The 11460-nt window shown below is 54.6% G+C and carries 13 protein-coding genes; 2 read left to right on the plus strand and 11 right to left on the minus strand.

Annotated features, from left to right (window positions below):
- Positions 1 to 18: 18 nt before the first annotated feature.
- Together H597_RS33730 and H597_RS0100905 are read right to left on the minus strand one after the other, a co-directional pair.
- Complete coding sequence (locus tag H597_RS33730) at positions 19 to 1746, minus strand: UvrD-helicase domain-containing protein (RefSeq protein WP_083940890.1); 1728 nt, start codon at positions 1744 to 1746, stop codon at positions 19 to 21.
- The gene (locus tag H597_RS0100905) at positions 1743 to 3836 is read right to left on the minus strand and encodes an ATP-dependent nuclease (RefSeq protein ID WP_229632063.1); all 2094 of its coding nucleotides are present in this window, start codon (positions 3834 to 3836) and stop codon (positions 1743 to 1745) included. Before H597_RS0100905 ends, H597_RS33730 begins: the two co-directional genes overlap by 4 nt.
- A gap of 56 nt (positions 3837 to 3892) precedes the next feature.
- Between H597_RS0100905 and H597_RS0100910 the strand changes: the two genes are divergently transcribed.
- The gene (locus H597_RS0100910; RefSeq protein WP_028100466.1) at positions 3893 to 4531 is read left to right on the plus strand and encodes a hypothetical protein; all 639 of its coding nucleotides are present in this window, start codon (positions 3893 to 3895) and stop codon (positions 4529 to 4531) included.
- Between the two features lie 952 nt (positions 4532 to 5483).
- A complete protein-coding gene (locus H597_RS34540) occupies positions 5484 to 5942 on the plus strand; it encodes a hypothetical protein (RefSeq protein WP_154667890.1) in 459 nt (152 codons plus the stop codon).
- On the opposite strand, the gene H597_RS32975 is transcribed toward H597_RS34540, so the two are convergent.
- The 9 genes from H597_RS32975 to H597_RS0100960 all read right to left on the minus strand — a co-directional run bounded on the left by H597_RS32975 (position 5889) and on the right by H597_RS0100960 (position 11459).
- A complete protein-coding gene (locus H597_RS32975) occupies positions 5889 to 6413 on the minus strand; it encodes a hypothetical protein (protein WP_051293432.1) in 525 nt (174 codons plus the stop codon). The genes H597_RS34540 and H597_RS32975 overlap by 54 nt on opposite strands.
- Positions 6410 to 6877: a glycoside hydrolase family 73 protein gene (locus H597_RS0100925; RefSeq protein ID WP_028100467.1), complete on the minus strand. Its 468-nt coding sequence runs from the start codon at positions 6875 to 6877 to the stop codon at positions 6410 to 6412. Before H597_RS0100925 ends, H597_RS32975 begins: the two co-directional genes overlap by 4 nt.
- Positions 6877 to 7314 (minus strand): hypothetical protein, encoded by a 438-nt coding sequence (locus H597_RS0100930; RefSeq protein WP_028100468.1) that lies wholly within the window; start codon positions 7312 to 7314, stop codon positions 6877 to 6879. Before H597_RS0100930 ends, H597_RS0100925 begins: the two co-directional genes overlap by 1 nt.
- Before the next feature lie 68 nt (positions 7315 to 7382).
- On the minus strand, positions 7383 to 7883 hold the full coding sequence (locus H597_RS0100935) for a hypothetical protein (protein ID WP_154667891.1): 501 nt from the start codon (positions 7881 to 7883) through the stop codon (positions 7383 to 7385).
- Between the two features lie 9 nt (positions 7884 to 7892).
- A complete protein-coding gene (locus tag H597_RS35575; RefSeq protein WP_035372828.1) occupies positions 7893 to 8456 on the minus strand; it encodes a gp53-like domain-containing protein in 564 nt (187 codons plus the stop codon).
- Positions 8457 to 8745: 289 nt separating this feature from the next.
- The gene (locus tag H597_RS0100945; RefSeq protein ID WP_154667892.1) at positions 8746 to 9234 is read right to left on the minus strand and encodes a hypothetical protein; all 489 of its coding nucleotides are present in this window, start codon (positions 9232 to 9234) and stop codon (positions 8746 to 8748) included.
- A 13-nt stretch (positions 9235 to 9247) separates the two neighbouring features.
- Positions 9248 to 9823, minus strand: a complete 576-nt coding sequence (locus H597_RS35580) for a gp53-like domain-containing protein (RefSeq protein WP_211231995.1) — start codon at positions 9821 to 9823, stop codon at positions 9248 to 9250.
- Positions 9820 to 10416 carry a YmfQ family protein gene (locus tag H597_RS0100955; protein WP_035372829.1) on the minus strand — a complete coding sequence of 199 codons (597 nt, stop codon included), beginning with the start codon at positions 10414 to 10416 and terminating at the stop codon, positions 9820 to 9822. Before H597_RS0100955 ends, H597_RS35580 begins: the two co-directional genes overlap by 4 nt.
- Positions 10407 to 11459 (minus strand): baseplate J/gp47 family protein, encoded by a 1053-nt coding sequence (locus H597_RS0100960; protein WP_028100472.1) that lies wholly within the window; start codon positions 11457 to 11459, stop codon positions 10407 to 10409. Before H597_RS0100960 ends, H597_RS0100955 begins: the two co-directional genes overlap by 10 nt.
- Between the last annotated feature and the right edge of the window lies 1 nt (position 11460).

An 11460-nucleotide genomic window follows, 5' to 3' on the forward strand; every position in this document is an offset into this window, starting at 1 on the left:
ATTCACCTTCACTTACTTCTAAGCTCGTGGAAGCACAGACTCTCGAAATCCCATTGCAGTTAATCGTTGACGTTGTAGTCGGAGTGCGCTCGTAGGTACAGCAAGCCAAAGAAGATTTCTCGCTCGGGTCAATGCAACGTACCCTATGCGCCCCAGTTCACTATCGACGCCATCAAGCATCGCTTGCGAGTGCGCCCCAGTAGCGACATACAAAACCGCATCAATGCTTTCGCCCTTCGCTCGATGAACTGTGCTTGCACGCAGCCTTTTTTTCATGACATCATTCACATCTGCTCGCGTATCTAATGGCCCTGGAACGAGGCCAGTTCGAGCCAGCTTTCTTCCGATATGGTCAACTGGCACAAGGCCATATTCCCTTTGAAGTTCGTCAAGTAGTTGGCGAACGCGTTCGAGCAGGACTGGGTGCCATTGGCTCGCGCCGGGTAATACTGCTGCGGGAAGCCCCGCCTGTGAGTCTCTCGTAAATCGCCACAATCGGCGTCGCAATTTGCGCAGCGCAGGGTCTTCGTCATTGCGAACAAGGCGCGACATCAGGTCATGAGGCGGATTAATCAGCAAACTCATCACACCACGTAAGACAAACCTGAATGCCTCCATGAAGTTGCCGTTGACGTCGCGGTAAAGCGCAGCCTGAACGAAGTTTTTCAAAGTCCCTTGCCCGCACGGTTCGATCACTCCAGAAAGTCTCCGGGCTGAATCCGCCGAACGGCAAAGTATCGCCGCATCTTCTTCTTTCATCTCTAGCTCCAGTACTTTGGCTCGAAAGGCTTCCAGAACACGGGGCAAACTGCGTCCGGTGTAGCCAATGAAGTAAGCTGAATGGCGCCCATCCTCTTCCTCGCGGTCGGGGTCATCCACTCGGCCTGAGGCTGCGTTTGCTACAGAGAGAATTGACGGCAGCGACCTATAGTTACAGGTCAACTCAAATAGCTCAACACCTGCACGCAGGTGATAGTTGCGCAGGAAGCCCCCATCTGCACCTGCAAATTCATATATGGCTTGGCAGGAGTCGCCGATTAGTGAAATCTGCACACCGGCCTCGGAAAGAAGCTCAAGGATCGCTTGGTGAACGACACCGATATCCTGCGCTTCATCTACCAGTATGTGAGGGAACCGACGCGCCAATGCTCGCAGTAGTGTCGCATTCGCTCTAAGAGTCTGATAACACCAGTAGCGGCCAAGTTCATGCGTATATGCACCCATTCTCCCTATACGCGCAACCTTTCTTCTAACATCCTCTTGATCCAGCATCTCCTTTTCACCATTGTGATCAAAGTAAAAAGTTGGCTCACCTGCGTCAATGCCAACGACTACCTTATCCATCGAAATCGGGTATGCAGTGGTTTGACATCGAATGTCGCTGACGAAGGGTTCACCTCCGGAAATTAAGAACGGAGTCCGTGCCGCCCCCATGATACGGTGGGCATGGGGCCTCAGTACATGTGTGGTAAGGAATGCATCCAACGTGTCTATCTCTACCCGGTTTCGTCCAGCAGAATGAGAGAGCGACTGAGATAGAGCCTGATAGGCCTGTCGAAAAGTATTAACCGCGACGTTTGAAAAGGAAAGCAAGGATACGCGTCCCCGGGATTCACCTAACCTGCGCCGCAACTCCACAAGGCGGCGAACTGCTGTAAAGGTCTTCCCACTCCCCGCACAGGCGATAACCGCCAACGGGACCAAAGGAGCGCCTATCACGGCCTGCTGCTCCTCAGATGGCCTCACGCTTGCTCCTGCCAATTACAAATATGTTCCACTGCAAGGCGAATGTATTCAGGCACGCTGCAATCGGCACCATCAGTAATCACTTGAGCCAACGATTGCCCAAATCTCCCTTTTTGAATATTGTTTTCCTTCCGCTCAAACATCCCCTTGAAGAGTACCTTAGCCTTATCTCGATTGTCTGCTTCGCCTTCAACCTTTCGTCTTAAGTTTCTTGCGATCTTTGGATGGAAGTCGGCCAGCGCAGTAAGCATCGCATCACGATTATTCTCATGTAAGGCTAGGTCGTACTCAAGCGTCTTTACACCGTAAAACACTCTTACATAACGATCTTCTCGAGCCTTCATTTTCGCCGTGTTCTTTGAAATAATGACGGCGTCGCCCAGTGCTGGATAAACGGCCTTGGCCTTTCGCCGCTTCCGCGCTGCCGCAGGGGGGCCTCCGTCTGCCGGTTGTGCTTGGCGTTGATTCACATCGCCATGCGCTATGACGTCGGGTACTTCACCATCAACATCCGCATCCTCAATATCGTCTTCATCATCGTCATAGCCCACCTCCTCATCATCCTCCTGAGCCGCTTCACCTTCCACTTGCCCTTCATTGTTTGGCTCTACATTCTCTTCGTCTGCTTCGTCGATCTGAGACTGCGGGTCCGCATCCGTGATCAAAGCGACAGGTATCTTCAAAGCATTTTCGCCGAACAAAGGAAGGAATGAATCAAAGTTCAGTCCCTCCACGCTTATTAGACTGACCCCATGCTCGCGCAATTCATGCCCGGCTTTGTTGGCCAGTACGTCCACAAGCATGCGCTCAGCGGCGCCTTCGACGAAAATCACTTTTCGTGCAAAAAATAGCTCGGCACGGGTCACATCGAGATAGCGCTCCAACTTCTCTCTCTTACCTTTGTCGAACTTAACTTCTCTTGGAAAGAAGGACGTCACGATGTCACCCGAGTCAACGAGGCAAGTGAGCGAGTCTAAATTAGCATTGCTTGCGAAGTGCGGCGAATGACTGGTAACAAATAGCTGTACTGGCTTCTCCCCGACAACCGCTGGCAATCCGGCAAGGTAGTCAAGCAGAATTGCTTGCAGTTGAGGGTGAAGATGGGCTTCTGGCTCTTCGATAATTAGTCCACGATAGGTGGCCTCAGGATTCTTGGCCAACTCACTCAGGACTACGGCCATGCAAATGAGGTTATTAAAGCCAAGGCCATTTTGATCCAACTCAAAATTATCAACTGTCAGCGCTAGGCGTGAAGACAGTCGTTGGAAATCACTTGCACTTAACCCGACGGTGATGGCTTGGGACAAATGGTTCCCCAACATTTCCCTATGCCGTGTAGTGACTGCCTGTTGCGTGTCTCGGATAGGTCGATGTCCAGTCAACTGAGCGTCAAGCTCGATCAAGGCGTTGTTTATTCCTGCCCGACCATCTTCGTCAGCCAGGAGATGTATAAGGCGCGCCAACTGACTGCTCTTGCTTGGGCGTAGACTCTGCGATGCATCACGAAGCGGCTGAAGATAGACGCCACGCAAGTTTTCCATCATATCGGAATTGAGTGGAACGTCTTCGTGGTCACCGACCCATCTTTTCACTTTGAAGCGACCGCTCAGGTCGGGATCAAAGTATCGTATCCGAATGTGCGCTTCCACCTGACCATCAGCCATCTGTTTAATGGCAGCAAGGAAATCGGCTTCATCGTCCGGTTCGAGTTCACGAAAAACATAGTGAAATTCGATATCGCCCTCGGGCATTCCCTCGGGTGGCCGATGCAAATCACCAAGATCAAAACGGGGGTACGGCTCATCGTGCCCAGCAAGCAGCGCACGAAGACAATCGACGACTGCGCTCTTCCCTACATTGTTCGCCCCGACAATGACATTTAGCCCAGGTTGAAAACGGAGCTGTACGTTTTTAAGTTTGCGAAAATTGGAGATGCCTAATTCAGATAGATACATCGCAGTATATTTTGCTCGTAAACAATAATTCAAACATACACGATTGACACTAGCTTCGTCAGCTACGAACAACCATGTGTAGGAAAAAAGAATACATTTTGTTAAGTCAGAACAATCTGATTTTGCGATTGACATACAACCAATCTTGAGCCGACCATTGGAGCCACCATACGATTTGTAGAGAGAATGCGATGAAAGAGCCAACCGTTTACTTAGATAAGATGGCGGAAGCAAGAACGCGCCTGGCTGCATGCGAAAGTTATGCATCAGTATTTGGGCAATCGCAGGACCTAATCGCCTTAGAATCCGCTGCATTGCAACTAAGAAAGGCGATGGAAGCCATTGCGTTGGCAGCCATCGCTCCCAACAAGAAGCAGTACGCGGATTTCCGGCAACTTGCTGTGAAGTCGCCCGATTTTCGGAAAGACTATCAAGCCGACACCATCTTCCTAACGATCAGCAACTTCAATCCCGACTTTTATCCTGATCCGATCCAGGGGCCAGTCCAAGCATCATCCGGTCACTGGCATTTTGAGCGTCGAGGCCCTGACTACCTGAAAAAAGACCAATTTGTTAGCCTTTACAAGAGGCTCGGGAAATTCCTTCACGCAGACAACCCTTGGGGGGGAGACAAAGGCTGGGTGAATCTGGCTAAGGACCTGCCCCAAGCTGTGCCGAAGTTGAGAAACCTCCTTCTAAAGCATCGCACGGTGATACGAGCCGAGGACTTCAGTGGAGTATGGGTCGTTGACGTCCCAGGCGATGGGAGTCCACCACAGATGTTCCAGGCAAGAGCTGCGGGTTCTTTTGTCGTTGAAAAGCCCATTTAGTACATAGGAAATACCTGTAGTGGCAGATTAGTGACTCCCTCCTTCAGGCGCAAGATGCTTCGATAATTTCCGAGTAAATGGGGTATACATGGGGGTATTCGCGTAATACGAACCCAAACTATCCGCGAAGTCACCTATGATTGAGGCCTAAAGTTCAATAGCCGCCGTCTCCACCACCGAACAAAAAATTAGGGCTCTGCCGCGCAAGCGGTAGGGCCCTAATTTTTTGTTCGCCGGCGCAAAGTTGGCGGGGCACGAATCGGCGTCCGGTACGGGCGCGGGGTGGAGCTGGGATTTCGGGCCGCATGCGGCCAGCCAGCGGAACGACGTTCGCTTGCAAGCGGACGACTCTTCGATTCGGCCATTCTCGAAATCGCACAGCGATTTCGCGCCATGTCAGCGGATCACGGCAAGCTCAGCAGCAAAGCGTCCTTAATAACGGATCACCCAATCCACGCACGATTCCCTACGTGTTGTTCAAGCCCCACCCTAGTGCTTTCATTGACTGAAATCAATTCGCGAAGTTTTCACTCTCCTACACTCGGCGGATCACGCCCGATCCTGGAGGGAAAATGGAAAGGTTCACGATAACCGAAGGTGCTCGTACAACCGTTGGTGGAGTTGTACTGCCAGGTTCCTATCCTGCCTCAATTAATGGGGAAAAGATCGCGCTGGAAGACGATGCAATCCTATGCCGCGCCTGCCGAAAGCAGAAGTATCGATGATTCAAATTGCTTTCTTACTAGCGCTGACGATGCAGAGCGATGCCGTTTATACATACGATAGCTACTAATCGCAGCTGCGCGGCGCAATATTTGATGCCAACGCCATCGTTCCAGCACCCACGATCGAGCACGGACATTTTGTCTGGCAGGGCAAGGGCTTTGTAATGACGCGCGCTCAGGCCTTCCCGTCAGAGCGGGCACATGAAGATGATCTAGGGCGACGTCCCATGGCTTATAAGATGGGGAAATTAGGCTGTATTGAGGGGCAGCCGTCGGCCAGCAGTGGGACGGCAGTAAGGCACTTTGCGGTGTATCTGATCGACGCCCGTAGCGCGGCGAATCCCGAGCTATATAAACTGCCCGGACTGTTCGGCTTTTGCAAAGGCATCAGATTAAGCGATGAAGGGAATGTGCTATTCGACAATGTCGAATATACCTACTCCCCCAACAAAGACGTGCCCGACGGAATCAATTTTATAGAGCAGAGAATTGACGCCGATCACTTCCGGCCCACGGGCAGGAGCCAACGAGGCAAGTTCATCGAAGAGGGAAATGTGTGGAAATCCAGGCTGAAGTCGGGATGTACCTCTTGCAAACCTTCCCGCATCGCTATGAATCATTGGGAAATATCCTCACTTCAAAATCGCCTGCTGTTTCTGGTAATGCTCTCGCAAGCCTTGCGCTAATTCACGCCAGGCGTGACAGACGGTGGCGTTGTAGGCGTCTGCTTCTGCGACTTCAGCAAGCGGAATTCCGGCGGCGTCACGGTCAGCGCTGGTGGCAGGTCCGGCAAGCTCACCGGACCAGGCGGCGTTATATGACAGCACGAAGCCAGCGTTGACGCCATACATAGCGTCATCAATCGGAGTGACATAGGCAAGCACTTGCTTCTCAATTTCTTCCCCCTTCAAGTAGATTTTCTGGATGCGGTCGCGATACTTGATTTCAGTCTGGACAAACACCTTCGTTTGCATCCGTCCGATGTCGACGGCGCGTGCTGCCTGCTCGGCCACGTAATCGGACATCGAATCGGCCCCCTTGCGGGCTTCATGCAGCCGCCCCAGCCCATAGGCGGCTATGCATAGAGCACCGAGGCCTGACCACTTGGCCCAAGTCGGTACAATCGCGCACAGCAGACGCTGAATCGTCGCCATCATGGCAGCACGTTTGCAGCCGGGCCATCAAACCGTGCCAGCCCCCGGCCTCGCATGATAGCGATCAGCTTATCGGCGTAGGCAGGGTCCGTCGCATATCCGGCTGCGGCAGCAGCCCGGGCCCAGCCTTCGCCCGACGTCTCAAGGAAGCACTTGCGGTAACGCGAATTTAGTTTGAAAAAGGCAGCGTGATCTTGCACGCAATGCAGCCAACCGTCGTACGCGCGAAACGCGCATGTGACCTGGACGCGCGCGCCTTTGACATATTCATGCGTGTCGACAAGCACCGTCGCGCCCTTCCAGCCCGGTCCCGGCTTTATGCCGAACAGGTTGAAGCCCGGCGCACGTGCCCCCCAGCTGGATTCCAGTGCGGCTTGGGCCAGCGTGAAGCTGGCTGGAATGCCGCTGCTGCGATGGCAGGCTTGCGCAGCGGGCAGTAACTCCGCGATGAATTCGTTCGGCGCCATCAGAGCACCTCTCTGACATCTTTAACGGCTGCAGCCACATCGTGCGCGATCTCGGCAAGATCCTTGCCACTGCGCCGCTCGAACCAAAGAACCAGGCCTCCGAGAATCCACCAAGCAGGCAGACCAGCCAAGACAAGAAACGGGGCCGCGACGAACAAAACGCCCATTTCAGGTGGGAGGCCATTTAGGGCAGCCAACTGCCCTGCGGATGCAAATAGGCTTGGCCACCAGCTGTGAACGGCAATGACCAGGAATGGCCCCGCAACCGCCGAAGCGATAAGCGTGCAGGCAAACCGGATTGCAGCCTCCTTGAGCGACTTGGGCCACATGAACAAGAAGGCCAGGCCGGTTGCTGCCGCCCCAGCAAGGACGGGGACGCCAAAAATTTTAATGAGGGCTCCGCCGGCAGTGGTTTCGATTGACATGTTCTCTTTCATTGAGGTTTTCGTACGGATTGTTGTGTTTAAGGCGCAATAGCGGATTGGCACTACTGCGCCCCTCCAAGTCAGCGGCAATCAAGCGCTTTGATGTTGAAAGCGCTGCGCAGAACTTCCGGTGCAGCGTTGGCAATGCCCTTAAATTCAGACGTCACTGCTGCGCGCAGAGCCTCGTAACTTTCGCTCTTCACTGCGGCCAAGACCGCAGGTGCTTCAGTGATTTTGAGCAGCGCTTGGCGTGCGGCCAGGACAGCATGGACGATCGCAACGTCGCCCGTCTTGTCTGCAACCCAGCCAATTTGCAGGATGACGCCGAGAATTTCCTGGCGCGTCGCACGCACCTCGGACATGAAGCTATCGTGCAGCACAACGAACGGTGCCTCCGGCAGAGGCTCGATGATCAACTGCCCGTTCAAAAATGCGAAGGAATAACCCATTGGCCTAGCCATCGCTGCTTGGTAATCGGCAATCGGAACCTCGACCAAATCATCTGGCAGATCGTTGCCATAATCGATATCGAAGGGATAGAAAGCGCCTGTAGTCTTTGAATAACGAGTTTTAATGTCCACTTCGATTCCTTAATGTCCAATAGCCATCCAGCGCGAATCAATGGAAACGCGGCCTGACGGGTTATACCCAGCGCAAATAAATCCGGTTGTACTGGAACCATTCGAACCGACTCCCCCAAACGACGACATGGAAAGGTGGCCAAATGTGATCGAGCGGCACGCGGCTGGGAAAGCAACCGGGAATGTGACTGCCACGTCACCGCTCACGCTTGTAACAACACTGCCCCATTGGATAAGCAATCCGCTTGGAAGTTTCTGGTAGCCATTCGCCAACAACGAATGCCCTTGGTTGACAAAGGCCGTTGTCGCCGCCTTGGCGGATTGATCGCCGACCGCTTGCGTTTGAAATACACCCGCTGAACGCAAAGCGGCAAGCAGCTGCGCACGGCTGCTTCCATCCAGGGCAAGTCCCGCCGCTTCGACCACAGTACAAAGTTCCTCCTGCACGTGATCGAACCAGGTATCCTCCAGATCTGTTGCCGGGATCCCTGCAACGGCATTCCCGTTTGTGAAACCGTGCTTACCCGCACCGAATTTGTCGACCGATTTGGTCGCCGTCGTAATCCGCTTCATGCGGTTCCTCCATAAGAAATGTAGACAATTATGTGAGCCGGCTGGCAGTTCGCCAGCAGGCAGGCAAGACCAGCGTCGCCATATGCGAGCGGTTCGCTCGCCCGCCCGTTCACGTTCCAATACGTCACATTGGCAGCCACCTGCACGTTGACCAGTCAGCCGCCTTGACGCTAGCGGCTCCCGGCTTGAGCTGCATTTGATAAAAACATGAACCAGAAGTTTTTGGCACATTTGTTGAATTGCCGGTGCTGAGGCGGATGAGCACTACTGCGCTCGAAGAGGTCAGCGGCTATCGAATTTCCGCAATGCTGAATGCTCCGCGCAAGCTTTCTGGGGCAGAACCGGCGATGGACTTCAACTCCAATTTCACAGCTGCGTGGAGGGCTTCATAGCTTTCGCTCTTCGCGGCTTCGAGTACCGCCGGCGCTTCAGTAATGTTGAGCAAGCCTTGGCGAGCAGCGAGGACTGCATTCACCATGGCGACGTCACCTGCCTTATCCGCAACCCATCCAATCTGCAAGATGACACCCAGGATTTCCTGGCGCGTTGCGCGCACTTCAGAAAAAATGCTGTCGCGCAGCACTGCGAATGGCGTTGGCGGCGGTGGAGTGATGACCAGTTGCCCATTCACAAAAGCGAAGGAGCTAGCTATCGGCCTGGCCATCGCCGCTTCGTAATCGGACAGAGGAACTTCCATCACATCCAATGGCAGATCGTCGCCATAGTCGAATTCAAGCGGGTAAAAGCCGCCCGTGGTCATCGAATAACGAGTTTTCATATTTCTTGATTCCTTAAAAGCCGATAGCGAAACAATAGATTTGAGCGCCCGCGCGCAGACCAGTGTTCGAGACCCACGCACCAACATTCACGCCGGTCTTTGACAGCAACCCAAACGATGCGATAACAGGCTGGCTGCCACCGTCATTTCGGTAGCTTCCGATTACTTGAAAACATTGGTTTGGGAAAATGATTGGGAAGGTAATGCCAAAGTCCGAATTTGCTTGGGTCGAAACGCCGAACCATTGGAAAATCAGCCCGCACGACAGTTTCTTGTAACCATTTCCCAACAACGAATGGCCCGGGTTGACAAAGGCCGTTGTCGCCACCTTGGAAGACTGATCGCCGAGCGCGAGTGTCGGAAACACGCCCGCAGAACGCAGCGCGGCAAGCAACTGCCCACGGCCGTTGCCATCCAGGGCAATTCCCGCAGCTTCGATCACAGTACACAACTCCTCTTGTACATTGTCGAACCAGGTATCCTCCAAGTCAGTCGCCGGGATACCGGCAACTGCATTCCCGTTCGTAAAACCGTGCTTACCTGCACCAAATTTGTCGACCAATCTGGTCGACGTAGAAATTCGCTTCATGCACCCTCCGCGTAAGAAATGTAGACAATTGTGTGAGCCGGCTTGTACTTCGCCAGGAGGCAAGCAAGGCCGGCGTCGCCCCACGATGCGAGCGGTTCGTTCGCCCGTCCGTTCACGTTCAAGTACTTCACATTGGCGGCCACCGGCACATTGACCCGCCATGCGTAGCGCCATCCACCTTGGTGCAGGCCAGAGTTACATCTGCTGCCCGTGCGAAACGGGCGGAACTCGGTAACCGTGCATCCCGGGTAGCCAATCGACGCCAATAAAGAAATAAAAAAGGCGGTCGACTGACCGCCCTGCCTGGCTAGCTTTTGATGCACCCGCCGTCGACGCTCCGCAACGTTTGTCGCGGGCGCCAAGCATTCATCCGGTAGCCCCACGTTTCGCTCCCAGTCATGCAACAACTGACTGGATTCGCGAGGGTCGAACTCTCGAACCAAGGCCGCCGCGTTGTTGTCAAGGCGTGCGAAGCTCTCGGCTGCAGCGCCCAGTACCTTTGCCAACAGGGTGTCCGGGTCACGTGGCCAGACTGGTCCCTCCGGTAGAAGCTGCAGCAAGTGCCGCTGATAGTCCTCTTTGGTCAGGTCCACGTAATTCCTCCGAATGTCGCCATCTCGCCAATACCGTGAATGACGTTTGCAGCGGGCTGGGCGAGCACATGATCCTCTTCGCCGGTGGCGATGCTGATCGCCTCGCGGATATGGCTTATCAGCAGCGTCTTCCCTGGCGCAGACTCGCGCAGGATCAGATCGCGCAACTCCGCCTCGACAGCCGCCTTGACGCTGGCGGTTCCAGGAGTGAGCTGAATTTGACAAAGAACAGGCTTTGCGACTGGAGCGACGACATACGCCTCCGCTGTGACGGGACGGCGCGCGTTGATATACGCCTGTACCACGGCAATCTCAGCCGGATCGGGGATTGGCGAAACATCGCCGTCACGCACGAATCGTAGCGTCACCGTGCCTGGCCCCATCTCCAGCGGGGAGACCCATGCCCGCGTTACACCCGGCACTTCCCTTGCCCATTTCACGTAGTCTGAGCTGCTGCCGCCTTGGGGCGGCTCTTGAATCCGTTGCAGGATTCTGCCGCGCAGCTGGGCATTCTTTTCGGTATCGGAGCCATCGACCAATCCGGCAAGATCGACCGTGCCCCGGCTCGATAGTCCGGCGATCGGCGAGACGAGCGTCAGCTTGGCGCCGGCCGCCGTGTTGGTCACTGCGCCGGCCGTCATCGCCTGTACTTGCACGCTTGCGGTCGACGCCACCAGCGTGATCTCGCTCGTGGTTGAAAATTGGACCCCGTCGCCGCGGACAAACTGGGTGCCGATTGGCACAGTGACGCCAACCGTCCCTTCGACGATCACGCCACCCGTCGATGCTTTGGCCGGCTTGCGGCCGTCTTCAAGCCAGATCGATGCGTGCCGATCAAGGTACTCTTCCTCGGCAGTATCCGGCAACAGTTGACGGCTCAACCACTCGACGTAGCCGTACAGGCCATCGGTTGCCCCTGCCAGGACATGCGCCAGCACATTCAAGTTACCGAACGCCAGCCTGGCGTCGGCCCCAGGGATGCGCTCGATGTCGGCATACGCTGTGTCGCGAAGTTCAATGAGTTCTGGTCTGGAATATGGCATG

The sequence above is a fragment of the Pseudoduganella violaceinigra DSM 15887 genome, assembly GCF_000425385.1.
In the GTDB taxonomy this organism is placed as follows: domain Bacteria; phylum Pseudomonadota; class Gammaproteobacteria; order Burkholderiales; family Burkholderiaceae_D; genus Rugamonas; species Rugamonas violaceinigra.

Bases quoted from the DNA above. Each gene is read 5' to 3' on its own strand.
- H597_RS0100905 (WP_229632063.1), bottom strand. From the start codon at position 3,836: ATGTCAATCGCAAAATCAGATTGTTCTGACTTAACAAAATGTATTCTT.
- H597_RS0100910 (WP_028100466.1), top strand. From the start codon at position 3,893: ATGAAAGAGCCAACCGTTTACTTAGATAAGATGGCGGAAGCAAGAACG.
- H597_RS34540 (WP_154667890.1), top strand. From the start codon at position 5,484: ATGGCTTATAAGATGGGGAAATTAGGCTGTATTGAGGGGCAGCCGTCG.
- H597_RS32975 (WP_051293432.1), bottom strand. From the start codon at position 6,413: ATGATGGCGACGATTCAGCGTCTGCTGTGCGCGATTGTACCGACTTGG.
- H597_RS0100925 (WP_028100467.1), bottom strand. From the start codon at position 6,877: ATGGCGCCGAACGAATTCATCGCGGAGTTACTGCCCGCTGCGCAAGCC.
- H597_RS0100930 (WP_028100468.1), bottom strand. From the start codon at position 7,314: ATGAAAGAGAACATGTCAATCGAAACCACTGCCGGCGGAGCCCTCATT.
- H597_RS35575 (WP_035372828.1), bottom strand. From the start codon at position 8,456: ATGAAGCGGATTACGACGGCGACCAAATCGGTCGACAAATTCGGTGCG.
- H597_RS0100945 (WP_154667892.1), bottom strand. From the start codon at position 9,234: ATGAAAACTCGTTATTCGATGACCACGGGCGGCTTTTACCCGCTTGAA.
- H597_RS35580 (WP_211231995.1), bottom strand. From the start codon at position 9,823: ATGAAGCGAATTTCTACGTCGACCAGATTGGTCGACAAATTTGGTGCA.
- H597_RS0100960 (WP_028100472.1), bottom strand. From the start codon at position 11,459: ATGCCATATTCCAGACCAGAACTCATTGAACTTCGCGACACAGCGTAT.